The sequence below is a fragment of the Larkinella fluvii genome, from assembly GCF_051857545.1.
In the GTDB taxonomy this organism is placed as follows: domain Bacteria; phylum Bacteroidota; class Bacteroidia; order Cytophagales; family Spirosomataceae; genus Larkinella.
In genome coordinates this window covers 664,282-690,509 of the sequence record NZ_JBPZHB010000004.1, presented here as the reverse complement: position 1 = coordinate 690,509, position 26,228 = coordinate 664,282, and the positions used below count along the sequence as shown (strand labels likewise).

22 protein-coding genes are annotated in these 26,228 nt (G+C 50.7%); 11 read left to right on the top strand and 11 right to left on the bottom strand.

The annotated features are described in order from the left end of the window. Positions 1–364 precede the first annotated feature (364 nt). Together topA and ACS5NO_RS13340 are read left to right on the top strand one after the other, a co-directional pair. Positions 365–2,917, top strand: coding sequence for a type I DNA topoisomerase (gene topA, locus ACS5NO_RS13345; protein WP_439415605.1), 2,553 nt, complete (start codon positions 365–367; stop codon positions 2,915–2,917). 155 nt (positions 2,918–3,072) lie between these two features. Continuing rightward, a complete protein-coding gene (locus ACS5NO_RS13340) occupies positions 3,073–3,783 on the top strand; it encodes an SIR2 family NAD-dependent protein deacylase (RefSeq protein WP_439415604.1) in 711 nt (236 codons plus the stop codon). On the opposite strand, the gene ACS5NO_RS13335 is transcribed toward ACS5NO_RS13340, so the two are convergent. Both ACS5NO_RS13335 and ACS5NO_RS13330 read right to left on the bottom strand, forming a co-directional pair. Further along, positions 3,761–4,651: a YitT family protein gene (locus ACS5NO_RS13335; RefSeq protein ID WP_114409298.1), complete on the bottom strand. Its 891-nt coding sequence runs from the start codon at positions 4,649–4,651 to the stop codon at positions 3,761–3,763. The genes ACS5NO_RS13340 and ACS5NO_RS13335 overlap by 23 nt on opposite strands. Positions 4,652–4,808: 157 nt before the next feature. Next, positions 4,809–5,150, bottom strand: a complete 342-nt coding sequence (locus ACS5NO_RS13330; RefSeq protein WP_439415603.1) for a hypothetical protein — start codon at positions 5,148–5,150, stop codon at positions 4,809–4,811. Between the two features lie 190 nt (positions 5,151–5,340). Between ACS5NO_RS13330 and ACS5NO_RS13325 the strand changes: the two genes are divergently transcribed. Next, a complete protein-coding gene (locus ACS5NO_RS13325; protein WP_439415602.1) occupies positions 5,341–6,222 on the top strand; it encodes a bifunctional 5,10-methylenetetrahydrofolate dehydrogenase/5,10-methenyltetrahydrofolate cyclohydrolase in 882 nt (293 codons plus the stop codon). A 72-nt stretch (positions 6,223–6,294) separates the two neighbouring features. On the opposite strand, the gene ACS5NO_RS13320 is transcribed toward ACS5NO_RS13325, so the two are convergent. Beyond that, positions 6,295–9,183: a TolB family protein gene (locus ACS5NO_RS13320; protein ID WP_439415601.1), complete on the bottom strand. Its 2,889-nt coding sequence runs from the start codon at positions 9,181–9,183 to the stop codon at positions 6,295–6,297. Between the two features lie 164 nt (positions 9,184–9,347). Between ACS5NO_RS13320 and ACS5NO_RS13315 the strand changes: the two genes are divergently transcribed. Beyond that, positions 9,348–9,788: a response regulator gene (locus tag ACS5NO_RS13315; RefSeq protein ID WP_138991940.1), complete on the top strand. Its 441-nt coding sequence runs from the start codon at positions 9,348–9,350 to the stop codon at positions 9,786–9,788. A gap of 13 nt (positions 9,789–9,801) precedes the next feature. On the opposite strand, the gene ACS5NO_RS13310 is transcribed toward ACS5NO_RS13315, so the two are convergent. Both ACS5NO_RS13310 and ACS5NO_RS13305 read right to left on the bottom strand, forming a co-directional pair. After that, positions 9,802–10,803 (bottom strand): hypothetical protein, encoded by a 1,002-nt coding sequence (locus tag ACS5NO_RS13310; RefSeq protein ID WP_439415600.1) that lies wholly within the window; start codon positions 10,801–10,803, stop codon positions 9,802–9,804. Between the two features lie 73 nt (positions 10,804–10,876). Then, a complete protein-coding gene (locus tag ACS5NO_RS13305) occupies positions 10,877–12,307 on the bottom strand; it encodes an aldehyde dehydrogenase family protein (protein ID WP_439415599.1) in 1,431 nt (476 codons plus the stop codon). A gap of 73 nt (positions 12,308–12,380) precedes the next feature. On the opposite strand from ACS5NO_RS13305, the gene ACS5NO_RS13300 reads away from it, so the two are divergent. Further along, entirely contained in the window at positions 12,381–13,481 is a 1,101-nt protein-coding gene (locus ACS5NO_RS13300) for a helix-turn-helix transcriptional regulator (RefSeq protein WP_439415598.1), read from the top strand. A gap of 529 nt (positions 13,482–14,010) precedes the next feature. After that, a complete protein-coding gene (locus ACS5NO_RS13295) occupies positions 14,011–15,255 on the top strand; it encodes a hypothetical protein (protein ID WP_439415597.1) in 1,245 nt (414 codons plus the stop codon). A 9-nt stretch (positions 15,256–15,264) separates the two neighbouring features. On the opposite strand, the gene ACS5NO_RS13290 is transcribed toward ACS5NO_RS13295, so the two are convergent. Together ACS5NO_RS13290 and ACS5NO_RS13285 are read right to left on the bottom strand one after the other, a co-directional pair. Then, positions 15,265–16,044, bottom strand: a complete 780-nt coding sequence (locus ACS5NO_RS13290) for a hypothetical protein (protein ID WP_439415596.1) — start codon at positions 16,042–16,044, stop codon at positions 15,265–15,267. Between the two features lie 44 nt (positions 16,045–16,088). After that, positions 16,089–17,141 carry an AMP-binding protein gene (locus ACS5NO_RS13285; protein WP_439415595.1) on the bottom strand — a complete coding sequence of 351 codons (1,053 nt, stop codon included), beginning with the start codon at positions 17,139–17,141 and terminating at the stop codon, positions 16,089–16,091. A gap of 175 nt (positions 17,142–17,316) precedes the next feature. Between ACS5NO_RS13285 and ACS5NO_RS13280 the strand changes: the two genes are divergently transcribed. The 3 genes from ACS5NO_RS13280 (at position 17,317) to ACS5NO_RS13270 (ending at position 19,776) form a co-directional block, all read left to right on the top strand. After that, entirely contained in the window at positions 17,317–17,775 is a 459-nt protein-coding gene (locus tag ACS5NO_RS13280) for a DUF2452 domain-containing protein (protein WP_439415594.1), read from the top strand. A gap of 150 nt (positions 17,776–17,925) precedes the next feature. Continuing rightward, positions 17,926–18,750 carry a 1,4-dihydroxy-2-naphthoyl-CoA synthase gene (gene menB / locus ACS5NO_RS13275; RefSeq protein WP_439415593.1) on the top strand — a complete coding sequence of 275 codons (825 nt, stop codon included), beginning with the start codon at positions 17,926–17,928 and terminating at the stop codon, positions 18,748–18,750. 9 nt (positions 18,751–18,759) lie between these two features. After that, positions 18,760–19,776, top strand: coding sequence for a GntR family transcriptional regulator (locus tag ACS5NO_RS13270; protein ID WP_114409311.1), 1,017 nt, complete (start codon positions 18,760–18,762; stop codon positions 19,774–19,776). Here the strand turns inward: ACS5NO_RS13270 and ACS5NO_RS13265 are convergent. The 4 genes from ACS5NO_RS13265 to ACS5NO_RS13250 form a co-directional block, all read right to left on the bottom strand. After that, positions 19,749–20,645, bottom strand: a complete 897-nt coding sequence (locus tag ACS5NO_RS13265) for an N-acetylmuramoyl-L-alanine amidase-like domain-containing protein (RefSeq protein WP_439415592.1) — start codon at positions 20,643–20,645, stop codon at positions 19,749–19,751. The two genes, ACS5NO_RS13270 and ACS5NO_RS13265, sit on opposite strands and share 28 nt — an antisense overlap. A 138-nt stretch (positions 20,646–20,783) precedes the next feature. Then, positions 20,784–21,191, bottom strand: coding sequence for a type II toxin-antitoxin system VapC family toxin (locus ACS5NO_RS13260; RefSeq protein ID WP_439415591.1), 408 nt, complete (start codon positions 21,189–21,191; stop codon positions 20,784–20,786). Beyond that, positions 21,188–21,424, bottom strand: a complete 237-nt coding sequence (locus ACS5NO_RS13255; protein WP_439415590.1) for a hypothetical protein — start codon at positions 21,422–21,424, stop codon at positions 21,188–21,190. Before ACS5NO_RS13255 ends, ACS5NO_RS13260 begins: the two co-directional genes overlap by 4 nt. Positions 21,425–21,547: 123 nt before the next feature. Further along, the gene (locus ACS5NO_RS13250; protein ID WP_439415589.1) at positions 21,548–23,434 is read right to left on the bottom strand and encodes an alpha-amylase family glycosyl hydrolase; all 1,887 of its coding nucleotides are present in this window, start codon (positions 23,432–23,434) and stop codon (positions 21,548–21,550) included. A gap of 141 nt (positions 23,435–23,575) precedes the next feature. Here ACS5NO_RS13250 and ACS5NO_RS13245 point away from each other — a divergent pair, with 141 nt between their 5' ends. Next, on the top strand, positions 23,576–25,453 hold the full coding sequence (locus ACS5NO_RS13245) for a glycoside hydrolase family 13 protein (protein WP_439415588.1): 1,878 nt from the start codon (positions 23,576–23,578) through the stop codon (positions 25,451–25,453). Between the two features lie 90 nt (positions 25,454–25,543). Beyond that, the gene (gene pgmB / locus ACS5NO_RS13240) at positions 25,544–26,209 is read left to right on the top strand and encodes a beta-phosphoglucomutase (protein ID WP_439415587.1); all 666 of its coding nucleotides are present in this window, start codon (positions 25,544–25,546) and stop codon (positions 26,207–26,209) included. The last annotated feature ends 19 nt before the right edge of the window (positions 26,210–26,228 follow it).

Here is a 26,228-nt window from a genome sequence, read left to right as displayed (position 1 = left end):
GTTTCATCATTCAACATTAGGCATTTTAGGGGTTCAATTCACAAATAAATTTATTTCTTTTCTAAAAGGCGTCAACATCCGGCGAACTCAGGGGCTTCAACGTTGTTACTACGAGCGGGTTAAATCGGCAATGCGATTGTCTATACGTGGTTTTAAGGCCCAATCGGGCGGTTCAACCTGATCATTTTTACCTAGTTTTCCTGAACGTTTAGCCCCCTAAAATCGTTATAAAAACGCAGCAATCACCCGCCCGGCCACCTTTCCCGCCTGTAGATTTGTAAGTATTACGTCTTTTGCTTCTATATTTGGCACGAGACGTGGGGACCGATTGTCGGTGCAGTTTTAACATTCAACCTGAATCTATATGTCAAAAAACCTGGTTATCGTGGAATCACCCGCGAAGGCGAGGACCATTGAAGGGTATCTGGGTAAAGATTTCGTGGTGAAATCGAGCTATGGTCATGTTCGGGATTTGCCAAAAGATGATATGGCGATTGACATCCAGAATGGCTTTCGTCCGATCTATGAAGTCTCTCCCGATAAACGTCAGGTTATCAGTGAATTAAAGAAACTGGTAAAGGAATCTGAAGTCATCTGGCTCGCAACGGACGACGATCGCGAAGGAGAAGCCATCTCCTGGCATTTGAAAGAAGCATTGGGTCTGAAAGACGATACCAAACGGATTGTTTTTCATGAGATTACCAAAAAAGCAATTCAGAACGCCATTGATTCACCCCGTCTGATCGATATTGATTTAGTCAATGCCCAGCAGGCCCGGCGCATTCTCGACCGGCTGGTGGGGTTTGAGTTGTCACCGGTTTTGTGGAAAAAGATCAAATCGGGCAGTTCGATGGCCTTGTCGGCGGGTCGGGTGCAATCGGTTGCGGTTCGGCTCATTGTGGAACGTGAACGTGAAATCGACGGCCACAGCACCAAATCCAGCTACAAGGTAACGGCCCAGTTCATCGTCGACAACGGCAAGATTCTGAACGCCGAGTTGCCCAAAAATTTCGGCACGCTCGACGAAGCGCGCGCTTTTCTGGACAAATGCCGGGCAGCCATTTTCACGATCAAAAATCTGGAAACCAAACCCGCTAAGAAATCGCCCGCACCGCCCTTTACCACCTCGACCCTGCAACAGGAAGCCTCCCGCAAATTGTCGTTTTCGGTTTTGCAGACCATGACCCTGGCGCAGAAACTCTACGAAAGCGGGAAAATTTCTTACATGCGGACGGACTCGATCAGTCTGTCGCAGGAAGCCATCGACAAGGCGAAACAGGCGATTACGACCGATTTTGGGGAGAAGTACGTTCATACCCGCCAATACAAAACCAAATCCGAATCGGCGCAGGAAGCCCACGAAGCCATCCGACCAACCGATTTTTCGGTTAAAACCGCCGGCGGTGACCGCAACGAACAACGCTTGTATGACCTGATCTGGAAACGCTCCATTGCCTCCCAGATGGCGGACGCGCAACTGGAACGGACAACAGCGACCATCGGCATTTCGACCACGCCGGAAGAATTGATTGCACAAGGTGAAGTGATCAAGTTTGACGGTTTTCTGAAAGTGTATCTGGAATCGACCGACGACGAAGACGAAGAAAGCAAAGGCATGTTGCCTCCGCTCTCCATCGGCCAGGTGTTGAACCTGGATCAGATGAAAGCCACCCAGCGATTCAGCCGCCCCGCTCCCCGGTATACGGAAGCGAGTCTGGTGAAAAAACTGGAAGAAATGGGCATCGGCCGTCCGTCGACCTACGCGCCGACGATTTCGACCATCGTCAAACGTCAGTACGTCATCAAGGAAGACCGGCCCGGCAAAGAGCGCGATTTCAAGGAATTGATTCTGAAAAAGGGCGAAATAGAGGAAAAAACCGGCAAGGAAAATTACGGTTCCGAAAAAGCCAAGCTCTTCCCAACCAACATGGGGCTGGTGGTGAACGATTTTCTGGTCGAATATTTTGAAGGGATTGTCGATTATAAGTTTACGGCCAACGTCGAGAAGGAATTTGATGAGATTGCCAACGGCAAAATGGGTTGGCAGGACATGATTCAGAATTTCTACGGCGACTTCCACCGAAACGTTGAAACCGTACAGGGTGCCGCCCTGACGGGGTCGAAACCGGGTAGCCGGGATTTGGGAATTCACCCGGAATCGGGCAAAAAAGTGTCGGCCCGATTGGGAAAATACGGCGCGTACGTCCAGATTGGGGAAGCCACTGACGAGGACAAACCGCAGTTTGCCAACCTCAAAAAAGATCAGTTAATCGAAACCATCTCACTCGAAGATGCCCTCGATCTGTTCTCGCTGCCCCGCGAAGTCGGCTTTTTTGAAGACAAACCGATGGTGATCGGCATTGGCAAGTTTGGCCCGTATGTCAAACACGACGATAAGTATGTCTCGCTTTCGAAAGATGACGATCCCTACACGATTACCGCCGAACGCACCGTCGAACTGATTCAGCAAAAGCGGTTGGAAAACATCAGCGAATCCATCGGGGAGTTTGAAGGCAAGCTCATTTCTACCGGAAAAGGCCGTTTTGGCCCGTACGTCAAACACGACGACAAATACATTTCACTTCCGAAAGGCGAATCGCCCGCGGGTTTGACGCTGGAACGCGCCATTGAACTGATTCAGGCCAAACGCTTGACGGAGAGCAATAAATACATCAAGGAGTTTCCGGAAAATCCGGCGGTGAAAGTCGTCAACGGTATGTATGGCCCCTACATTTCCATTGGAAAACGAAACGTCAAAATTCCGAAGGACGTAGAACCGGCCACCCTGACGCTGGAAGACTGCCTGAAACTGGCGGGCGATACGGGTGGCGAGGAAAAACCCAAAGCGAAGAAGGTTACAAAAGCACCGGCAACGCGTCCCGCTGCGGCCAAGAAAACCGCCGTAAAAAAGAAATAAATACCGCCGATTGTCAGGTACGAAGCCCCTCAATTCTGATTGGGGGGCTTTTCCTTTCCGGGCGGTTTCCAACCCGATTGTTCATCCTCAGAAACAACCGCTTTCTAGTTTCCGAAAGATGCACTATTTTCAATGCCTACTCATTTGCTCGTATCATGCCCAAACGTCTTAAACTGGTTGTGCTTTCCGGTGCCGGGATTAGTGCCGAGAGCGGTTTGAAAACCTTCCGCGACTCCAACGGTTTGTGGGAAAATCACCGCATTGAGGATGTTGCCACGCCCGAAGGCTGGGCGAAAGATCCGGATCTGGTGCTTGAATTTTATAACCAGCGCCGGAAACAGGCCCTGGCCGCCCAGCCCAACGCCGGCCATCTGGCGTTAAAATCCCTGGAGAAGTTCTATGAAGTAACGATCATCACCCAAAACGTCGATAATCTGCACGAAAAAGCCGGTTCATCGAACGTCATTCACCTGCACGGCGAACTGTTCAAATCACGCAGCACGCGGGATGAAAACCTGGTTTACGACATCGACGGCTGGGAATTGAAACGAACCGACCGCTGTGAGAAAGGGTCGCCGTTGCGCCCCCACATCGTCTGGTTTGGCGAAGCCGTACCGATGATGGAAACCGCCGTTGAACTGACCTATGCCGCCGATATTCTGATCATTGTCGGCACCTCGATGGTCGTTTACCCGGCGGCAGGTTTGATCGACTACGTTCGGCCGGGCGTCCCGATTTACGTGGTCGACCCGAACGTGCCGGATATACGTCCCCGCAAAAACCTGACGTTTATTCCCGAACCAGCCACGACGGGTTTGTCGCGGCTGGCCGAGCAGTTGATCGTCAATGCAGCGGGCGGGGCTTGATCATCCCGCCTTTGACGTCGGCGATGCTGTGTTCAATCAGAAAGGCTTTTTCGTCGACTTCACTAATTTTATCTTTTAAGCGGGTGATCTCCAGGCGGGTAACAACCGCGTACAGAATATTGATGTCGTTTTCCCGCATGCCGCGTTTGCCGAATCCTTTTTCACCTTTCAAAACGGTAACCCCGCGTTCGAGTTCTTCCGTAATCAGTTGACGCACTTCTTCGTGCCGATCCGAAACGATCATGACGGCGATGTATTCTTCAATGCCGTGGATGATAAAATCAACGGTTTTGGAGGCCGAGAGATACGTCAACATGGCGTAAAGAGCGGTTTCGACGTTGATGAACACGGCGGCAGACCCAAAAATCAGAACGTTGATGATCATGATGACATCCCCTACCGACAAGGGCGAACGGCGGCTCACGTAGATTGCCAGCACCTCCGTCCCGTCCAGCACTCCGCCCCCCCGAATGGCCAATCCTATGCCTGCACCGAGGAAAAAACCGCCAAAAACGGCAATCAGCAGTTTATCCGTTGTCACAACAGGATACGGGATAAAAGCCAGACACAAAGCCAGTAATCCAATGGCGACGGCGGTTTTGAGGGCAAAAGTCCAGGATACCTGACGAAATCCCATCCAGATAAACGGGATATTGACCACCACGACCAGAATGGCCAGGTCGATACCGGTTTTGATTTGAAGCAGCAACGAAATACCGATAACGCCCCCATCCAGAAAATCATTGGGCAACAAAAACCCTTTCAATCCCATCCCGGCGCTGAGTACACCCAGAACGATCAATATTACCTCTTTTATTTCCCGAAAAACGGCCGAATTTCGAGCCCGTTGTATGCGTTTCTTTACCATGATACCTGAGTTGATGGTGGATAATTAATGATTATCAAAACCGTACGTATTTACAGTCTTGCCCTGATCCGTTGACAACCTAGGTGATGTCATCGGCTGATAGAACCCCAACGAAGGGTCGCCGGAATATCAGGAAAAATTCATCGAAAAAGGACCTTCAGGGGGCGTTAATGGCGATCTGGTGGCCAAAAAGACGCCGAAACCAGAAGAAGAAATAATAGAAAACGTCGCGCCGGAGGAAAAGGGCAACAGCTTTGATCAACACCCAAATCGCAGCAATAATCGCAACAAAAGGCAGCGGAACCTGGTGAGAAACCGTGGGGGTGACCAGGGCTTCGTGAACAAACAAGTGTGCAAACCCGTCCGTCAAATGATCTGTCAGTTCGTACCCGGATGAGACATCGATCGTCGCCACTCTCACGGACGATTCCTTCACCCGCCCGTCGGACACCCTAGCCCAGGAAGCCAGCGTCCACCCGATCAGGAGGAAAGTAATCACATGAAAAAGAGGGCGATAAAACTTCATCAACGAACCATTTTTATTAAAACGACAGGCAAAACCACAATGCGGTTTTTACAAGTATACTAAATTTTTCGCTTAAAAACCAGCTTGCCTTCAAACAATGTGGAAGAATTCCGGTCAATCGTCTGCGTAAAACCGCTACCTTTGCGTTTTATCGAATTAGCGCATGCAACTCCTCGACGGAAAAGTTCTCTCCCAACAAATCAAGCAGGAACTCGCGGCAGAAGTCGCCGAAATCAAATCCCAGGGCGGCAAAACTCCGCACCTGGTCGCCATTCTGGTCGGCACGGCGGGGCGTAGTGAAACCTATGTGGCCAGCAAAATGAAAAGCTGCGAAGAAATCGGCATGGCCTCGACGCTTATCCGATTCGATGATACGGTTTCCGAAGCGGAGCTGATCGACGCCGTTCAGGCCGTTAACGCCAATCCGGACATGGACGGCCTGATTGTTCAGTTGCCCCTGCCCGCCCACATTTCGGCCGACAAAGTCATGGAAACCATCGATCCGGCCAAAGACGTGGACGGTTTTCATCCGATCAATATTGGCCGCATGGCCAAGGGATTACCGGCCTACATTTCGGCCACTCCGCAGGGCATTCTGGAAATGCTGCAACGGTATCAGATCGAAACCGCCGGCAAACACTGCGTGGTGGTGGGTCGCAGCCAGATTGTGGGATTGCCGATGAGCATTCTGATGCAGCGCAACACCTACCCCGGCAATTGCACGGTGACCATGACCCACAGCCGGACCCAAAATCTGCCCGAAATTTGTCGTTCGGCGGATATTCTGATAGCGGCTCTGGGCCGACCGGAATTTATCACCGCCGACATGGTGAAAGAAGGGGCTGTGGTAATCGACGTCGGGCTGGAACGCGTACCGGATGCCTCCAAAAAAAGCGGTTTTGCCCTGAAAGGTGATGTAAAATTCGACGAGGTGGCCCCCAAAACGAGCTACATCACCCCCGTTCCCGGTGGTGTTGGCCTGATGACGATCTGCTCCCTGATGCAAAATACGCTCAAATCGGCCCGCAAAGAAGTTTATCATTGAGTGATTTGTGATTGAGTGATTGAGTGAAAAGAAGGATGCAGTGTCACTCAATCACAAATCACTCAATCAAGATTAGAATCCCAGCCCAATCACCAGCGGTTGAACCAGCAGCTCACCGGTTTTGAGGTTGTAGATGGTTCGCATACCCGCTTCGAACGGCGTGCGTAACCGCATGACGTTGAAAACAAACGAGAGATCCAGCCCCGTTGTATAATACTGATCGGTGACGACCCGGTTTTGCCCCTGCACGAGCACCTGACTTTCACCCTGCGCTGTATCGTAAAAACCGGTGGCTTTGACGCGTTGGATGTAGAGCCACCGCCCAATCGACCAGTGGGGATTGAGCAGCGGAAGGCGGTATTCCACACTACCTGTCATCAACTGATCATAACTGACATACGACTGACCGCGCGGATAGAAAACCGCCGGTGCAAACCGGTATGTTCCCTGCATTTGCTGTTGATAACCAGCCCGCAGGCGCAGGGCGTGGTGTTTTCCTAACCCCGGAAAATACAGACTTCCCTGCACCGCCCACACCTCGCCGGTCAGTTTTCCGCCAAACGGCGTGTTTCGCCAGACGGCCGAAACCGCCTGTCCCCAGCGGGGGCCGACGTCGCGTTTGCTCTGTTTCAGGGTGCGTGAATAGGATGCCGCGTAGGACATGCCGTGCAGCACGCGGTCAAAACCCACTTCCGTGATGGGACGCACCGGCAGGTCATACCCGCTCACCTGCTGCAAATTGTAGTAAGCGGACAAAGAAGCACTTTGAAAGTATTTTGAGGTCGTGAGCTGGAGCGGAATCCGGATGCCGACGTTCAACTGGTTGTAATTCCAGGTGTCGCTCCGCAGCGAATCGAGTGGTGCCCGGCGGTCGATGTAGACGGATGTGGACCGACGACCCCGTTGAAAACCGAGGTCGATGATCGGGAAAAAACCCTGATAGCTGAGATTTCCGTAGTAATTCACCGTTCGTTCCGACTGGTCATACCCCACACCCAGGTCGATTTGGGTGGTGCTTAACAGATCCTGCGACCGCAAACCGATCGTTCCGCTTTGGCCGTCGGAACTCACCACCGGCCCCCAGCTATAGACATTGACAGCGTTCAGCAACCGACTAAACCGCTTTTTGGGAAAGTCAGTCGTTGGGGTCAACGAATCGGCCAGGGCCGTCCGAACCTGCGCACCACCCGTTTCCTGGCTGATCAAGGGGCCAAAATAGCGGACGGTGCCATCGCGAACCTCGCCGACGGGAGTCCACCGGGACGGATCGAGTGGCATTTCGGCGATGCGGTAGCCTTCGGCGTGAAAGTCATGGAAGCTGAGTTTCTGCCCGTCGGCGGAGATCGCCGGGTGATAGGCCCCGAGCGAACGGGAGGTTACCTGATACGACTGACCGGTTTTGGTGTCGAGCGCATAGATATTGTCGATGCCAGACTGGGGAGAATTGTAAAAAACGTACTGTTTCCAGGGTTGGGGATGGCTGATGTTCTGCCCGGAAACCGGCATCAAATCACGTCGAATATTCGTTTCAGAATCAATGGATTGAATCGTTTTTCCGGCTTTTGTCCGGGTCACCACCACCAGCATCCGGTTGTCGTCCTGCCAGCGGGGCTGAACGTAAAAGTCATTCTCCGGATTGTCCAGAACCCGCAGTTCCTGACCGGTTTGGGCATCGAGGATGACCAGCCGGATTTGGTACGATTCGTCGTTGCGGACGGCCACCACCCGGGTTCCGTCGGGCGACAGGGACGCCACCGAATAGCGGCTGTGGCTGGACAATCGTTTGAGTTGGCGGGAGTTCAAATCGAAAACCTTGATTTCGGACTGAACCCGCTGGCCGAAACGAACGTCGTACCGAAATTCAGTCCAGCAAATTTTTCCGGCAGCCACCGACAGCATCTCGGGATTATTGTACAAACCGGGTACGGTGACTTTAGTTTCAACGCCATTCCGATCTAGCCGCACAAACTGCGCAATATCCCCCAACCCGGATTTCAAGGCAATCACCTCGTGGTCTGAGACATACTGCGGGTATTGGTAATTGGTAAACACCTTTCCCGATGCGTTAACCGGAAAAGGTATTGCATCTGTTAAACGCAGACCTTCCTGTTGTTTCCGCCAGCTTTCTTCGATATCGTCCATCGACCGTCGGTAGAGTTCCTCAATCCGGTAATTCGTCGTTTTTTTCACGCTGTTGGAAAACGAAAACGGATACAGTGGAAAACGGTAATAGCGATTGAGGGCCTTGCTCCAGGCATCTGAGCCGTAGGTCCGTTTTAAATACGTAGACATAAAGTATCCCAGAACGTAATGATTGGGTACATTGTCCCGGTACGATCCGCCGACGGCTTTGGGATACCGGAACCGTTTTCCGGCCAGCAGATTGGCCCGCATGCCCAGATCGAAGTTCGGAATCCGTCCGCGACCTCCCAGCGTCAGCGCAGTTTCCGTACCCACGGCGTCGCCTTCCCAAAACCAGTCCGGCACGCCCAGGGTCAGGGCCGAAAAGGCAGAATTTCCAAAAACCGTGTACGCCAGCCGCGTCAGTCCCTGCAATGCTTTATCGTATTGAACCACGTGCCGGAACTCATGAACGGCCAGCAGATCGAGCCATTCGAGATTTCCGGCCAGAAAAGGGTCCTGGGACGGAATGGCAAAAAACTCCGAGCGCCGGGGCATCATGGTCACAAAACCGTTGCTAATCATCGTCTGGTTCTGGAGAACCACCGACAACTTGCGGGGTCTCTTTTGCAGCGTCGCACTGACGGGTTCATACACCTGTTCCAGACGCCGGGCGGTTTGCTGGGCGGTTTGGTCGAAACCGGTCGGATACAGAACCCGAAAGTGGGGTGTTTGCAGTTGATACCAGTGCAGGCGGGGGGGATTTTGATCCAGAACGGGGAGGGTCTGAGCCGCAGCCGACAGGGTTGTAAGCAGAAAAACCGGCAACCAATAGCGCATAATTTCGAAAGAGGCCATCAAAAAAAATTGGACCGGTAAGGTACACAAAAGCGCTAAACAATCGAACTGGGGCGAAATATGATTTACAAGTTGGCAATAAACCGGAAAACTGCTACCTTCAATCTCTCATTTAGGGCCATTGTCCGGCACCTATTCATTTCTTTATGTTGCCCAACCGACCTTTTACCATATTAGTTGCCGAAGACGATGAAGAAGATCGGCTATTGCTGGATGAAGCGTTTATGCAAAATGGGTTGTTCGACTGCGGACGGTTTGTTGAAGATGGGGATCAGGTTATCGACTACCTAATGAATTGTATTGGCCCGGAGGCCGTCAACCCGCTTCCGTCGCTGGTCATTATGGACATCAATATGCCACTCCGGAATGGATTGGAGACCCTTCAGGCCATTCGGTCCGACCACCAGCTAAAGAATATTCCGGTATTGATTCTGACTTCATCGCGGCAGGAGGTGGAAAAAGCCTACCGGTTGGGTGCCAATTCCTACCTTGTCAAACCCATCCAGTTTACGGAATTGATTCAGATGATCAGCGACGTTACGACGTATTGGCGGGACACCGTCAATCTGCCCTACAATGAATATTGATACATTCCCAGCCTTATCGCACCATGTGATAGAGCACGGAAGCCCGAAAACGAATCTCTCTTAAGGCTTTGTTTCCCAGCAATCCTCCCCCCGTATAATACCGGTGGATAATGTTTTTGCTATTGCCCTGAAAGTGTAGCGTATGGAGAATAATTTCTTTTTTCAACAACAGGTTGTAGGCAACAGGGTGTCCATTTTTGATCACGATTTTCTTGCGCCCCAGACCAAATTCGTATTCATCCAGATCGTAATTGGTGGCCATTGAAATGTTGTGATCGAAAGCCGACCCATTCAGACAAGCCGACAGATTACGGATGCGCGAATTCTCTTCCTCGAAAAAAACGTACAACGCCGTCATGTCCGAAATGCCGGCCCGGTCGTTTTTTATGATCTTCTCCGCCCGGATCTGATCCATGAATGTAACAAACCGGGGCAGGGTATACAGGTTACTCATCAGATCGCAAAACTGGCTGATTCCCTCCCAGGTCCAGTACGAAGAATGGCCCGATGCTGACCGAACCCATTGATAGTCAACGCCGACATTGTAAGCAGCCTGGTATTTCGTCAAGCCGGCCTGGCTAACATAGTGGGTAATGTCCGAATAAATCATCACATCCGAATCGGCCACAAAAACCTGTTGATAGCCTTCGCGTCGCATCAGTTCTTTCACCAGATACCAGCGCACAAAACAGAACAGTTCGTAGTCGTAATGATTGGGAGACTGGTGCTGATATACACTTTTAAACCAGTCCGTTTCCGAATTTAACAAATCACTGACATTGTGGTGAATCAAAAACGGGAACCGGTTATTGTCGGCATCACCCAGAAGGTGAATCGGGCTGTCGGGATTGGAATGAGCAGCTTGCCGCAAGGTATATTCCAGGTAAAAACTGTAGTGCTGATGAACGAAAATGATCGGAATGCCCGATCGACCTCCCGACTTTTGGTTTTGGTCCCGCGTGGTACCGGGAACGGTTTCTTTCAAGTCGGCAGAGGAAGGAGACGTATTAATCATACAGAAGCTGTTGAGTAAAACCTGATACTAATATAGCAATCTTATCAATTGACCCAATATGAATTCGATTCGTTTAAAAGTATTTTAAAATTATTTTGACCAGTCTTTTAACTCTGTCTGAATAAGGCGGATATAGTAACTTTAAGTTTCCAAATTGACGCTTCACCACCCCGCGGGAATTGGAAAATTCCTGAAAACCATAAAAACCGTTCGATTTTCCAATTCCACTTTGATTGACTCCCCCCACCGGCAATTCAGCGTGGGCAAAGTGAATGATCGTGTCATTGATAACCGTATTCCCGGCCGTCGTCCGGTTCAGCCAGAACTGGCGGTTCGATTCTTTCCCGCTAAAAATATACAAAACGAGCGGTTTGGGCAGACCGCCCAGAAAACGAACCACTTCTTCGCGGGTATCATACGGAATAACGGGCAAAAGAGGGCCAAAAATTTCTTCCTGCATCACGGTCATTTTTACCGTCACATTTTCGAGCAGCGTAGGCTCCATCAACCAGTCACCGGCATCCGTTTGCCCACCGATCGACACGGTGGCCCCTTTCTGTAGGGCATCGTCCAACAAGGATTTGAGCCGCTGAAAATGCCGGTCATTGATGATCCGGGCATAACTTTCGGAAGCCTGAACCCCCTTCCCCTCCGCATCGTACATGACCCGAATTGCTTCACGAATCTCCCGGATAAACCGGTCTTTCTCCGACCGCTGAATCAGAATGAAATCCGGAGCTACGCAGGTCTGTCCGTTGTTGATCCATTTTCCCCAGGCAATCTGCCGGGCTGCGGTCCGGACATCAGCGGTTTCGTCGATAATGCCGGGCGACTTTCCACCCAGTTCCAGGGTAACGGATGTCAGGTTCCGGGCCGCTGCCGTCATCACCGTTTTCCCCACTTCCGTACTGCCCGTAAAGAAAATATGGTCGAATGGTAATTCCAATAAGTATTGAGCCAACGTAGCGTCGCCCTCCAAAACCGCCACCTCTTCCGGCGGAAATAGCTCCTCCACCAGCGTTCGAAGGAAGGCTGAAGCACCGGGAGAATGCTCCGACGGTTTAATAACCGCCGTATTTCCGGCAGCAATGGCCGAAATGAGTGGTTTTAGGGTCAGATAAATGGGGTAATTCCACGGTGAAATGATAAGAGTAACACCCTTGGGTTCATATTGTATAAAGCTGGTCGTTCCCAGCATACCCAGCGGAGTAGGAACCGGCTGGGGTTTCATCCAACTTTTCAGATGACGGATGGCCACATTCAGTTCGTTGATCGTACCATATACCTCGGTCAAATCGGTTTCGGTCGCTGGTTTCCGGAAATCGGCATAAAGTGCCTTTGCTAAAACTGTCCGGTTGGCCAGGAGATATGCTCGTATCTTCTTCAATTTAACCACCCGTTCCCCGGCCGATGATTCTTTCAGAAAAACCGTCTGTCGGCGTTGGGCATCGAACAAATCCCGGAGCTGTGTCTTATTTTCGCGATTAAATGGCGGCAAAATCATTGCATGATTACGTTTTCATGAAAAAACAGGTAATAATACAGAAATACTAATATTTTTGTCAAAACACTGCCCGATGAGTATTGTCAGCAACAACATTAAATACCTTCGCCGGCTCAATGGGTTAACTCAGGAACAGTTTGCCCGGCGGATTGGCATCAAACGATCGCTGTTGGGGGCTTATGAAGAAGCCCGGGCCAACCCGAATCTGGACAATCTGATGTCGATTGCCCGCGCTTTCAGCACCACAGTCGACAATCTGCTAAAAAGTGACTTGCGGAAAATCCGTGAAACCCCCGATCTGGCGTTGCCGCTCGACCGACCGTCGTCCGGTGCCCAGCCCTCCACCGGTTTTCCGGCTTCGCCCCTGCCAAAAGAGATTGTCGAAACTGAAAATACCGCGTCTGCTCCCCAGGCGCTGTCGTCCGTTCTTGAAAAATACTACCAGCAACCAGCCTCCAAGCCCCCGGTAAACTTTCAGAAACCGGTCGATCATTACCCGCCAGCCCAGCCGCAAATTAAGCTGGTATCGCAACGGATTGTTCCCCGGCCGGTTTCGCGTCGCGAAGGATTCTCGCCTTATTCTTTGTCTGGTAATCCACCTTCGCCACAACCTTTGTCTTTCAATAATAGTTACGATACTACGCGAGCGGTAACCAGTTCGCCCCCCGAACACCGCAGTTCGGCCGAAACGTATTCAACCAGTACAATTGCTTATGTTCGCAAGCGGCAGTTCAGCGATTATATGCAGCGGTATCAGCAGCCCGATTTTCTGAATCGGTTGGCGATTTTACAATTACCTTTGCTCCCTCCCGACACTTATCGGGCTTTTGAAGCGGGGGAAGAGTTTGCCTTTCCGGGCGCGGTGCTCATTGGCAAATACATCCGGAACTGGTATGATATTGCCGACAACAAGCTGCATGTCCTGCTGATCCAGAACCAGGGCATCCTGTGCCGCCGGGTTTTCAATCAGGTCAAACTGAAAGGTACACTGCTGTTGGCTTCCGATCAACCCTCAATCAACAGCCGGGAAGTTTCCATTCGTGAAGTGATCGAAGTGTGGGAGGTTTCGGCCTTTATCAGTCAGCAAATGCCCGAAGCAAGCCCGTCTCTGGATGGCATTCGAACCCTGGTTGAAGACCTGCAATATGAGTTGGATCGCATTCAGAAAAAATAATGCAGGCAGGCATCAACCAAATATACAGTGCGCTTATAAAGTATATTGACAACGTTACCGACTTACTAGTGTGAACACCCTGTTAATCAATCAGTCAACGACGAAAACCCCTGCTTTTATCCATATTTTAAATTGGATATCGGGTTTTGTAAGCGTCGGTGCTATTGTTTTTTTTGTCTATTACGTCGCCATTTATTCCGTCAACTTCCCTTTTCAGGATGACAACACTTTCCTTCAGTTAATTACTGAAATTAGAAAAGGGTTAAGCTGGCCAGAAACAATTTCTACTTTTTTTCGGGCGGATAACGATCACCGTATCTTCGTACCCCGGTTCGTTTCCTACATCGATTATCTGATTAACGGCCATTTAAATTTTAGAAGTTACATTTTTATTGCTGCGATCAACTTAATTTTTGTGGCGGGTTATATCTATGGATTATTTCGGCAGTTAAAACTTCCTCTGGCGTATTTTCTTCCGATTCCGTTGTTTATTTTTCAGCCCCAATACCATGAAGTTACCCTATGGGCCTTGACCGGATTACAGCACATCACCCTGCTTCTGCTCCTTTGCGCCTGCCTGCTCCTGCTTCAGGAACCGGCACCGGTTCGGGTCGCGATGGCTGTCTTTCTTTCCCTTCTGGCTACTTACACGCACGGAAATGGCATCCTGGTGTTCGCAACCGGTTTTTTTATTCTGTTGATTAACCGGCATTATGTTGTTTTGTTGCCCTGGATGCTGGCCATGATGATCGCTTTAGCCGGTTATCTGGCGGGCTACACGCCCGGCAGCGGAGTCAAAAGCAGCATTGACTGGCCGCTTATTCCAGCGGCTTTTGTAGCAAAAATTGGCGCAACCCTGTCGGCCTGGCCTTCTTTATCCATTGGTGCTCCAATCATCTGGGGAACCTTGATCTGCATTGTAGTCATTCCTTCGATGCTAGTGGCGGTTTATCAAAGTCTTCGAAAAAACACGACCCAACCAGCGGTTATCCACACGATATATGCGTTTTTTTGTTTTATATTTTTAACGACGGGATTGATTACGATTTATCGGGCTTCCTCCGAAATCGTTCTGGAAAACCGCTTTAAAATTTATGCGGCTTTCAGCTCTGTTTTCTTTTATTTATTTCTCCTCATCACGTATCCTAAACTGCGCCGGGGAACTTATGTATTCTTTGTCGTTTTTGCGACACTTTTTTATTTAAGTTCCTACTTTCTCTACACGCCTGAAGTCGTTAACAAATATACCCGCTACGTTGCCGACACGTATAACTGGCGAAAAAACCAAACGGAATTATGCAACTTTAGCTCCATCGAAAGCAGCATTGAGTTTCTGGTTCCGGCCTATCAGCAGGGCTATTGGCAGGTGCCTGAACGATTCGCGGATTTTGACGAACGGCTGAAAGCTACCATCCGGCAGAATCGTTTCAAACCACTTATTTTCCAGACTAAGCACTACCTCCACGAAGGAAACGGCCCTCCACAATTGCTGATTGAAACCGCCGAGTTTCCGCTTCGCCGTCGGCAGTTGCGCGATGAATTGTTTGTGGTGCTGCACGATGAAGCCGCCCAGCGAACCTATATCACCGGAACGCTGCCCAAAATGGCAGGCTGGCGTCGGTTGCTCACCGAGGGGGTTTATTTCAGCAATGGCTTTTCGACCACGGTGCCTTTAAAGGCCACGCAACCGGGGAATTACCGCTTGGGGTGTTTGCTGAAAGCAGCCGGCGGAAAATCGGAACTGATCATGACGCAACAAACCGTAACGCTATAAACCAGCCGATTACGGTTGACTCAACCGAACCAGAACCTTGCGAAGTTTGCTAACCGCCCCCTCATCACCGACGATGGCTGTTCCGGTTTCGTACCATTCCGAGGTTCCCAGATTTAGATACCGGCCGGGTTTTCGCGGTGCATCAAGCAAGGCTTCTTCGCTGTTGTAATCCACGGCAAAGAAAACTTCCATCAGAGCCTTCAATTCTTTCCACGGCAGGGTTTTGGATTGGGTCTGGTTCGCGCGCCGGGTTTCCAAACGCACTTCCCGACCGGCAAACGATGCGGTCAGGTGTGCTTCCGTCCGGTTGCCTGACTCGATTTCCAGGTAAGTTGCTTCAAACGGTTTTTCTTTTCCCGAAACTTCATACACTGCCTGAATCAGCTCCTGACTCAAAAACTGCCACTCGGAACGCTGAGAAGGCGTTCCGGACTGGTTGCCCTTCGCGTATGTTTCAATCGTCACTAAAAAATAATCCTGATTGTCACTTAGTTTTTCTTCATTAAACGATTTGAGCTGGGTTTTTCGGGCCAGATCGCTAACGGTTTGCTCCCAAATTGCCGGCAGATGTCCCGCCCATTGATAGTCATCGTTGGTTGTAAAGCCTTCCCCGGCAATTTCCTCCTCGTCCAGTTCTTCCCGGTCGGTATAGGTCATCGTCAGGTTGATCGACAGACGACCGTCGCTGGTCGGATGAAGGAGAAGGGTAAAAAAGTGGGCATAGGGTGGCGGAACGACCAGAGCGGTCTGGTACCGGATTTCGATCATTTTGAAGCGCTGCTCAATCATGTTGCAAGAATAGGGATTAAAGACCGGAGAAAAAAGACGACCGGCTACTGGTACGCCGAAACAATCGATTTTCGGTCGATCTTCCCGGTGGGTGTTTCAGGAAAAACCGGCACCTGCACGGTTTTCCGGGGAACGGCATATGGTCCGATGGAAATCAGTACGGCTTCTTTAATAACCGCATGACGGCTTTCCGGCCATTCTTTTCCTTCCAGAAACAACACCACCTGCTGCCCCAATCGCTCGTCCGGCAGACCTGCGACAAAAAACCGGGCGGCCATGCCTTCCTTTGCCAGCAGTGCCGCAATCACCTCCTCCACCCGCTCCGGCTGAATTTTCACCCCCCCGCTGTTGATAATCGAGTCAGCACGGCCTAAAAGGCGAAAATGAAAAGAATCAATTAGTTCGACCACATCGTTGGTTTGAATCGTCTCAAAGTCAGAAGCTGCGGCTTTGATAAACAGGCAATTGCGCGAATCGACCCCAATTTCAACGCCATTCAGTGCCTGAAATACATCTGTTCGATCCGGCCCGTTGATGCGCCGGATGGCAACGTGGGAGACGGTTTCGGTCATCCCATAGGTACTAAAAACCGGAGCCGAGACGGTTTGCAACCGGTCTTCCAACGTTCGATCCAAGGCGGCTCCCCCCACCAGAATTGCCTTCATGCGATTCAGAATGGGCAACGAATGCCCCGGATGGTCGAGCATCGCGTGCATCTGCAAAGGCACGAAAGCCGCAAAATTAACCGGTTCGGTTTCGGGATTGAGGCCTAGCAACGGATTGGAGGACGGTTCGACAACGGTCATCACCAACCCCAGTTCGAGCCCCCGAACTAGCATCATGACCCCGGCGATGTAATCCACATTCAGGCAAGCCAGCGCGTGATCGCCCGGTACCAGACCAAACGTGTGGCCCGTCAGGAGCGCACTGGCTTTCATTTGGCGTCGACTCAGGGTGATCGGTTTCGGCGTTCCGGTCGAACCGGAGGTATGAAGTGTGAACACCGACTGGCCGGAAAGCCATTGCCGGCAAAACGAGATGGCCTTCGCTTCGTATTCCGTTTGGGGTATTGGTAAATTACCGGGTGCTATTCGCATGGAGAGTACGGTATGAATCGTAAAAATAAGCTACTTTTGCCCCGATTTTTGTTCCTGACAAAACTCTGAAGGCCCGCATCGGTTTTCAAGTTTATCGTTTCTGGTTTATCGCTACCGATCATGAGCACGCTTTCCAGAACGATGAACCGTAAACTTAAAACTGACCCACTTTACTATGGCGAACGAAGCGTTTGTAAATCCGATTTCAGTCGATAAAGTTACGGATAAACCCGGATTGCTCGAATATGCCCACTCGGTTGGTGGCGCCTTGATCAAGCCGGAGGACAAGGGAAAAATGAAAGGCCGGGCGGTGACGGCCATGCGCGAACAAACGGATTTGCAACTGTCGCAGTTGTACCGGCAGATGCAGTTGCTGGCAGAACAGGCGACAGCCATCCGCAACCGCGTGGAAGTGTCGGAACGGATTTACGGTGCCCAAATGGGTTTCGAACCTATTGTTGGACATACGTACTACTTTTATGAGAAAAAAGACGGGACCGATGTGCTGTCCATGATCGCACCGAATGAGTGGGGACGAACCTATCCGTTTCGCCGGTGTGTTGCCACGGTTCGCATGATGGCTGACCACACCTGGGACGTCGTTTACCACGATAGCGAGTTTTCTGAAGAATAAATTAGATGATTAACTATGGTTGAAATGGTTGACTATGGTTAAATGGTTTTGAAGGTTGAAATTGTTAAAATATTGAAAAATACGCAACTAACTGTTTAACCATTTAACCATAGTTAACCATCTAGCCATCAAACTTTAACGTGTAATTCAATGCAAAGCAAATATCCCTGGGAAACCATAAAAGAATACCGCGAGATCCTGTTTCAGTATTACGAAGGTGTTGCCAAAATCAGCATCAACCGGCCCGAAAAGCACAACGCTTTTACGCCTTTGACGGTCAAGGAAATGAGTGAAGCCATGGAACTCGCCCGCCAGGACGAGCGTGTGGGCGTTGTGATTCTGACGGGTGAAGGCGGCAAAGCGTTTTGCAGTGGTGGTGACCAGTCTGTCCGGGGCCACGGCGGGTATGTGGGTGAAGACAGTGTTCCGCGCCTGAACGTACTCGATTTTCAGATGCAGATTCGGCGGATTCCGAAACCGGTGATTGCGATGGTGGCTGGTTGGGCCATTGGTGGTGGCCACGTCCTGCACGTGATTTCCGACCTGACGATTGCGGCCGAAAATGCCCGCTTTGGCCAGACCGGCCCGAAGGTCGGGAGTTTCGACGGTGGTTTTGGCGCATCGTATCTGGCCCGAATTGTCGGACAGAAAAAAGCCCGCGAAATCTGGTATTTGTGCGATCAGTATGACGCACAGGAAGCCTTGCAGATGGGGCTGGTCAACAAAGTCGTTCCGCTGGAACAACTCGAAGAAACCACCCTGGAATGGTGTCGCAAAATGCTTGAAAAAAGTCCGATTGCGCTGCGGATTCTGAAGGCATCGTTCAACGCCGAACTGGATGGTCAGGCCGGCATTCAGCAACTGGCGGGTGATGCCACCCTGTTGTATTATTTGTCGGATGAAGCGAAAGAAGGCAAAGATTCGTTTTTAGAGAAACGCAAACCGGATTTCAGTAAATTTCCAAAATTCCCTTAATCCCTGTCCATGATTGATCTTCATATCGAATCTCAGTCGAGCGTTCCGAAATACCGTCAGATCGTCAACGCGGTGATCAATGGCATTGAAATTGGCACCCTGAAACGGGACCAGCAACTGCCGTCGATCAATGAACTGAGTGAAGAATATTACCTGGCCCGCGATACCGTCGAGAAAGCTTACAACTTCCTGAAAAAAGAAGGGGTGATTCAGGCGGTTCAGGGCAAAGGTTTTTTTATCCGGCGCGATGGTCCGGGCCAATTGAGGGTTTTGTTTCTGATCAACAAGTTTAGTGCCTACAAAAAAATCATTTACTATTCGCTGGTGAATGCGCTGGGCCACAATGCCGTGGTCGACCTTCGCATTCACCACCACAGCGCGCAGCGGTTTAAAAAACTGCTGGAAGAAAATCTGGGGCAATACCACTATTACGTGGTGATGCCGCATTTTTACGAAGAAACCGAACAGGTGAACGTCGTCAAGTTGCTGGAGCAGATTCCGGCCAATGAACTGATCATTCTGGATCGGGAGATTTCGGAATTACACGGCAACTATTCGGCGATTTACCAGCAGTTTGACCGCGATATTTACGAAGCTCTGGAATCGGGTCTGGATGTGCTGGAAAAGTACAAAAAACTGACGCTGGTTTTCCCGAAAGAGGTCTACTACCCACGGGAAATCGTACGCGGTTTTCGCAATTTCTGCGTTCACTACCACAAAGAGTTCGAGCTACTCGACACGCTGACGGGCCGCGAACTGCAAACCGGTACGGCCTACATTGTGCTGGAAGACGGCGATCTGGTCGAACTGGTTCGGCAGGTCAAACAGCGGGGTTTGAAACTGGGGCAAGACATCGGGGTGCTGGCCTTTAACGAAACGCCCCTGAAGGAAGTTCTGGCCGACGGCATTGCGGTGATTTCGACCGATCACGAAAAAATGGGCGAAACCGCGGCCCGGCTGATTCTGGAAAAACGGCACGAAAAAGTAAAAAACCCCTTTCAGTTGATTCGGCGGGCGTCTTTGTAAGAGAGGTTTTGCAGACTATTTTCTTTTAAACGCGCCACCCGAATGCCCGAAAATTGCCGGTTCCACAACACGTAATCGGCCAACGGTTCTTCCGAAATCATCACTTCACCGTAGTGCGACGACGCATGCAGCAAATGGGCCCTTTTCTCCCCGTTGGGGCCATTTTGCCAGACTACGAAGCCGACGTGCTTCATGTCCAGGCCGGGCCGGGAAGCCGTCAGCATGATAATGTCGCCTTCTTTCAAGCTGCTTTCAATCTCTTTAATGCGTTTTTTGGGAATAAACCAGAAGCTCTGCTGGCTGATGGCCGACTCCACCAGCGCGATCTGCTGAAGGGTTAAAGGGTCTGAAAGCTGCGGGTATTTCCAGGTGCTTTTGGTCATATACGACACCGGTTTTGACACCTGCATTCCGCCGATTTTTCGCGTCACATCCTGCACAATGCCCTTTTGCTCGTTATCGACCAGCCATTCCGAAAAGTAATGAAGGCGGCTGGCAAAACCGTCGATGGTGCCGTTGCGATACCGCAGGTTGGTCAGGTTCTTGCGAAAAAGCCGGTCGAACTGCACAGAATCCTGCTCGTTGAGCAATTGATGGCGGGCCAGCGAGAGCGCGAGGGTGGTTTCCAGAAACGTGGTGCAATCGAACGCCCGAAAATTGACCACCAACTGTTCGGTTTCATTGCCGTCCAGCGTGTGGGCCACGTATGGACGCCCCTGAAACGATTTACTGATCGCAATTGCCGTTTCGGCCGGGGAGATTCCGGGCGCAATGGCCACCTGCCGGAGTGGCGAAGGCGGCTGGATTTGCTGGGCAATTGAACGGGTAAAAGGCACTAACGCGACTAGAACGGTAAACAGTTTCTTCATCAAGTACGGTGGTTAAGAAAACGCAGGAATCAAGACAGCGAACCGGTTTTCCGTGAAAATAGCAAAAATCGGATCACGATGCCACATCAATCTGTATATTCACTATTGAAATTGGACTATCTCTCCACTGTTCAGATGTCAAAATACCGTTATTTTGATCTTTGTCAGTTTTTGGATTCGCTTAAAGTCTGACTGATTGAAGGTATACAACTCCTGGCAACGATGGGTTTCGGCAATAGCCGTATGAAGACAATCATTGATATTTTGAAAGCCAATCACCTTCGCTATTGAGATTGCCCGAAGCATCTCGTCCAACTGATAAAAAACGGGCCCAAAAGGGAGAAAAGTTTGCAACATGGCCTCAATGTCATCCGGCTTTCTATCAAGCCGGTGTAATACATAAGCGGTTTCTTGCAGCGATAAAAACGAAATCAGAAACCTGCTGGCTGATGTTGCTGCTTCGTAAAGCTCTTTTGCTTTTTTATTTTTGGTGGAATCCTGCGGAACCAGAAGGTGGATCAGGACATCCGTATCAAAGTAAATCATAGATTCACTTCATTTGCCAAATCAGAAAGATTTAGATTCGGGTCTACTTTCATATCCTTGAACCGATCAAGCAAAACCAGAGACTTTGTATAAAGTTCTTTTTGATTGACTGGTTTTTCATCTGGCACGTCTTCAACCGTAATACTAACTTCCTTACCCGCAAATTTGGTTTTGATAGACTCCAAAAAGCTACTATTCAACGAATCTGCCGGTATTCTGTATGTTAATTGCATAGCCCGCTGCTTTAAAAACCCACCAATTTAACATTTTTCTACCTTATCCCGTTCTACCCTTTTTGCAAATGAATTAAGGGAAAGATCTCACGAAGATGACAAAATAAAACCATTCCGTTCGGTTTATTTGATTTCCAAAACCAGCACGCTCAACGGTGGCAATTCGACCGGAACACCGGAAGTCGCGGCTGATTTCAACTTGGTCTTTGTCCGAAAAATATCGCTGAACGTATAGGTTTTAGCCCCGTCCAGCTTCATCGTTTTCCAGGCTTCCACCGGAATGCGAACCGACGTTTTAGCGGTTTTCTGTTTGTCGAAATTGCAGACAATCAGCAGTTTCTGCTTGGCCGAGTGCCGCAGGTAACTATACAGCCGGTGTTGGTCATAGCCGGAGCTTTTGCCCGGTCCGTCGCCACGGTCGTTGTTCGCGTATTGCAAGTCGTAAAAAGCACCCATCCGGATGGCGTCGCTGGTGTTGACCAACTGGTTCAACTGCTGGTAAAATTTGCGCAGATTTTTCTGGTCGTCCGTGAGCTTGCCACCATCGAACTTCGCGGGTTTGCCAACGCTGCCGTTGGTCCAGGCCTGAAATTCAGGGACACCCCAGTAATCAAAAATGGTCGTCCGGCCATCCTCCCCCTGAAACCCTTCGGCCTGCGTCGGGTTGACGCCCAGTTCCTGCCCGAAATAGATCATCAGCGGACCGGTGTGCAACGTCGCCGAAAGCGTCATGGCCGGAACCGCCGTCCAGGGATCACTGGCAAAAAACCGGGAGGCAATGCGCTGTTCGTCGTGGTTTTCCAGAAACCGCAGCATGTGATTGGCAAAATCGCCCGACTCCTGTTGCCAAACCCGCGTAATGTCCTCCGTCGTGCCCTGGCCTTCCATCAACCGACGAACGGCGTCATACAGACCGACTTTGTCGTAGAGGTAATCGAATTTGCCGGTAAAAATATAGTTGCGGTATTGTTGCGGGTTGTAGATTTCGGCGATAAAAATAACGTCGGGATGAGCCGCTTTGACCTGCGGAATGGCCCAGCCCCAGAATTCGACCGGCACCATTTCGGCCATGTCACAACGAAAACCGTCGACGCCTTTGGCCGCCCAGAACAGCAGAATGTCCTTCATTTTCACCCAGGTCGACGGAACCGGATCGAAGTGCGTCTGGCGGTTGTTGAGGTAATCGACACCGTAATTCAGCTTGATCGTTTCATACCAGTCATTGAGGTCGGGCTGGGCTTTGAAAACGTCATTGCCTGTCGCTTTGGCTGGTTGCTCAACGTAATTCGCCACCGATTCTTTCGGCGTAACAACGCCCTGCGGAACCTGGAACGATTGACCGGGCAAATAATAGAAATTGTTTTTCGGATCGAAGGGTTTGCTGGTGTCATCGCCCTCTCCCATGTCCTGCACGCCCGCCGGTTTGGCGTCGGAATGATACTCCCGGGCCACATGGTTGGGAATAAAATCGATCAGCACTTTTAGATCGTTGGTGTGCGACCGTTTCAGTAAATCCTCGAATTCCTTCATCCGGTTGGGCACATCGACCGCCAGATCCGGGTTCACGTCGTAATAATCTTTGATCGCATAGGGCGAACCCGCCCGGCCTTTCACAACCTGCGGATTGTCTTTTCTAATCCCGAATGCCGAGTAATCCGTCATCAGCGCATGTTCGATAATACCGGTGTACCAGACGTGCGAAACCCCAAACTTCTTCAGTTCCTGCAAGGCTTTAACGGTGATGTCGTTGAATTTGCCAACACCATTTTCATCCCGGCTTCCCCAGGGTTTATTGGTCGTATTCTGATTACCGAAAAGACGCGTAAAGATTTGGTAAACAACAAGTTTGTCTGATTTTTCTTCGATGGGCACAGATGTATTCATGTTCGACAGTAAGGGTTCAACGGAATAAGCCGCCAGGGTATGCAGGATACCGGAAGCCACCAATCCACCGGCAAAAGCCCGGCGGTTTATTTTTATGGAATCTGGAGCGGATGAATTCGTCTTCATGTCCAAGATACAAATTTAGCACGGTCGGCCCGACCCGGCCGACCGGTTTCAGCGTCAAATTTCAAAATTGCTGGCAATATGAAAACAAATCCTTTATTTTACCATATTTAAGATCGCGTTTCCATCTCTCCGCTAACCGTTATGAACCGTTCGATTACCCTCTTCCTGCTGTTCTGCCAGATCGTCTTTTGCCGGGCCCTGGCGCAGTCCGCTGCCATTCAACGCATCGACCCAACTAACTGGTGGGTCGGCATGAAAAACCCCAACCTCCAGCTCCTGATCTACGGCCCCAAAGCCGGATCGATGACGTACACGATCAACTACCCCGGCGTCAAGCTGGTGAAAACACAAAAGGCCGAAAACCCCGATTTTGTTTTTCTGGATCTGCTAATTTCTGCAACCGCCCAACCAGGCACTTTTCGAATTGTGGGGAAAACCGGCTCCGAAACCGTCAGTCGAGCCTACGAATTAAAGCCCCGAACAACCGGGCCGAAAGGGCAGGGCGTTTCGGCGGCCGATTTTATTTACCTGATCATGCCCGACCGCTTTGCCAACGGCGACCCGGCTAACGATGCTTTTCCTGACCTGCTCGACACCAAAGCCGATCGGTCGGTTCCTCATCTACGGCACGGCGGGGACTTGCAGGGCATCACCAACCACCTGGATTATTTGCAGGAACTGGGTGTCACGGCCCTCTGGATGACGCCGGTTTTGGTGAACGACGAAACCTTGAAACAGGAAGCTCCCGACCGGATGCAGGCGGGGTACCACGGCTATCATTTTACGGACCATTACCAGATCGACAAGCGGTTTGGCGGCACGGAGGGCTACCGAAAATTGGGTCAGGCGCTCCACCAGCGCGGCATGAAACTGGTGCAGGATGCGGTGTATAACCACGTCAGCGACGACCACTGGCTCTACAAAAACCAGCCGTTCAAAGACTGGTTCAACCAGTGGCCGACCTACACCGGCAGTTCGCACAAGGAGCAGGCCTTGTATGACCCTTATTCCGCTGCGTCGGACCGAAAAGTACTGCTGGACGGCTGGTTCACGCCTTTTCTGCCCGATCTGAACCTGCGGAATTCGTTTTTGTCCACGTATCTGATTCAGAATGCGATCTGGTGTACGGAGCTTTTTGCGCTGGACGCGTGGCGCGTCGACACTTATAAATACAACGATTTGAACTTCCTGAACCGCTGTAATCAGGCCCTTTTAAGTGAGTATCCCAAACTCCATATCTTCGGGGAATCCTGGGTAGGCAATCCGGTGGCGCAGGCGTTTTTTGTCAAAAACCGGATCGATCAACCCTTCAAATCCAACCAGCCGGGCGGTCTGGATTTTGTGCTCTATGATGCTTTTAATGCGGCTCTGAAAGAGAACTTTAGCTGGGATTCGGGCGTCAACCGGATGTATCAGGCTTTGGCGACGGATGCGGTTTATGCAGATCCGCAAAAGCTGGTTACGTTTCTGGACAATCACGATACTGATCGCTACCTGTCGGTGATTGGAGATGATTATGCAAAATACAAAATGGGCGTCACCTGGCTCCTGACGACGCGTGGCATTCCATCTTGGTATTACGGAACGGAAGTTCTGATGAAGAACACCAAAAATCCGTCGGATGCGGAAGTACGCCGGGATTTTCCGGGTGGTTTTCCCGGTGATCCGGCGAATAAGTTTACCGATGCCGGGCGAAACGAAAAGGAAAAAGACGCCTTCAATTTTATAAAAAAACTGGCGAATTACCGGAAAAATACGCCGGCTTTGCATGCAGGAAAACTCATGCAATATATTCCCCAAAACGGCACCTACGTCTATTTTCGCTATGATGCGTCCAAAACCGTGATGATAGCGACTAATTCGACGGAGCAGGAAATCAATCTGGAAACCGGCCGGTTTGCCGAACGCATGGCAGGTTTTACAAAGGCTCGAAACGTGCTGACCGACGAGGTAATCAACAGCTTGACTACCCTTAAATTACCGGCCAAAACTGCGGTGGTGCTCGAACTCACTCCCTGATCTGGCTTGGATGAAAACGGGCGAACGCTAACGGATAAGTCCTTTTTTATCGCTTTATTGCAGTACACAACCTGCATAATCAATCAGCCAATGCCCATAAAAGCCTTACTTTTTGACCTGGATGGCGTTATTGTCGACACAGCGATTTACCATTATCAAGCCTGGCGACGGATGGCCAATACGCTGGGTTTCGATATTACGGAAGAATTTAATGAGCAATTGAAGGGCATCAGCCGCACCGAATCCCTGGAAATTATTCTGGCCCACGGCGGCCTGACGGTTTCGGAAGATCATAAACTGGCACTGGCTACCCAGAAAAACGAGTGGTATCTGGAACTGATTTCGCAGATGACACCCGCAGCCATTTTGCCCGGCGTAACGGATTTTTTCGTGGCGGTAAAAGCGGCCAACCTGAAAACCGCTCTCGGATCGGTCAGTAAAAATGCCCGCCTGATTCTGGAACGCATCGGCATGATCGACGATTTCGATTCGATTATCGACGGCACCAAAATCAGCCGGGGCAAGCCCGATCCGGAGGTTTTTCTGAAAGGTGCCGCCGAACTACACGTCCGGCCCGACGAATGCGTGGTTTTTGAAGATGCCGTTGCGGGTGTCGAAGCTGCCAAACGGGGCGGGATGCTGGCAATTGGTATTGGCTTGCCATCGGTCTTGACCCAAGCCGACCTGGTGGTGCCGTCGCTGGCGAAATTGACAGTGGAGGAGGTCTTAACCCTGTCAGCGGTCGAAAAACCCTGACAGCGGTGAAGACTTTTTC

What these genes read in the sequence shown, in the direction of transcription:
- topA (WP_439415605.1), top strand. Translation starts at nt 365, where the DNA reads ATGTCAAAAAACCTGGTTATCGTGGAATCACCCGCGAAGGCGAGGACC.
- ACS5NO_RS13340 (WP_439415604.1), top strand. Translation starts at nt 3,073, where the DNA reads ATGCCCAAACGTCTTAAACTGGTTGTGCTTTCCGGTGCCGGGATTAGT.
- ACS5NO_RS13335 (WP_114409298.1), bottom strand. Translation starts at nt 4,651, where the DNA reads ATGGTAAAGAAACGCATACAACGGGCTCGAAATTCGGCCGTTTTTCGG.
- ACS5NO_RS13325 (WP_439415602.1), top strand. Translation starts at nt 5,341, where the DNA reads ATGCAACTCCTCGACGGAAAAGTTCTCTCCCAACAAATCAAGCAGGAA.
- ACS5NO_RS13320 (WP_439415601.1), bottom strand. Translation starts at nt 9,183, where the DNA reads ATGCGCTATTGGTTGCCGGTTTTTCTGCTTACAACCCTGTCGGCTGCG.
- ACS5NO_RS13315 (WP_138991940.1), top strand. Translation starts at nt 9,348, where the DNA reads ATGTTGCCCAACCGACCTTTTACCATATTAGTTGCCGAAGACGATGAA.
- ACS5NO_RS13310 (WP_439415600.1), bottom strand. Translation starts at nt 10,803, where the DNA reads ATGATTAATACGTCTCCTTCCTCTGCCGACTTGAAAGAAACCGTTCCC.
- ACS5NO_RS13305 (WP_439415599.1), bottom strand. Translation starts at nt 12,307, where the DNA reads ATGATTTTGCCGCCATTTAATCGCGAAAATAAGACACAGCTCCGGGAT.
- ACS5NO_RS13300 (WP_439415598.1), top strand. Translation starts at nt 12,381, where the DNA reads ATGAGTATTGTCAGCAACAACATTAAATACCTTCGCCGGCTCAATGGG.
- ACS5NO_RS13290 (WP_439415596.1), bottom strand. Translation starts at nt 16,044, where the DNA reads ATGATTGAGCAGCGCTTCAAAATGATCGAAATCCGGTACCAGACCGCT.
- ACS5NO_RS13285 (WP_439415595.1), bottom strand. Translation starts at nt 17,141, where the DNA reads ATGCGAATAGCACCCGGTAATTTACCAATACCCCAAACGGAATACGAA.
- ACS5NO_RS13280 (WP_439415594.1), top strand. Translation starts at nt 17,317, where the DNA reads ATGGCGAACGAAGCGTTTGTAAATCCGATTTCAGTCGATAAAGTTACG.
- menB (WP_439415593.1), top strand. Translation starts at nt 17,926, where the DNA reads ATGCAAAGCAAATATCCCTGGGAAACCATAAAAGAATACCGCGAGATC.
- ACS5NO_RS13270 (WP_114409311.1), top strand. Translation starts at nt 18,760, where the DNA reads ATGATTGATCTTCATATCGAATCTCAGTCGAGCGTTCCGAAATACCGT.
- ACS5NO_RS13265 (WP_439415592.1), bottom strand. Translation starts at nt 20,645, where the DNA reads ATGAAGAAACTGTTTACCGTTCTAGTCGCGTTAGTGCCTTTTACCCGT.
- ACS5NO_RS13260 (WP_439415591.1), bottom strand. Translation starts at nt 21,191, where the DNA reads ATGATTTACTTTGATACGGATGTCCTGATCCACCTTCTGGTTCCGCAG.
- ACS5NO_RS13255 (WP_439415590.1), bottom strand. Translation starts at nt 21,424, where the DNA reads ATGCAATTAACATACAGAATACCGGCAGATTCGTTGAATAGTAGCTTT.
- ACS5NO_RS13250 (WP_439415589.1), bottom strand. Translation starts at nt 23,434, where the DNA reads ATGAAGACGAATTCATCCGCTCCAGATTCCATAAAAATAAACCGCCGG.
- ACS5NO_RS13245 (WP_439415588.1), top strand. Translation starts at nt 23,576, where the DNA reads ATGAACCGTTCGATTACCCTCTTCCTGCTGTTCTGCCAGATCGTCTTT.
- pgmB (WP_439415587.1), top strand. Translation starts at nt 25,544, where the DNA reads ATGCCCATAAAAGCCTTACTTTTTGACCTGGATGGCGTTATTGTCGAC.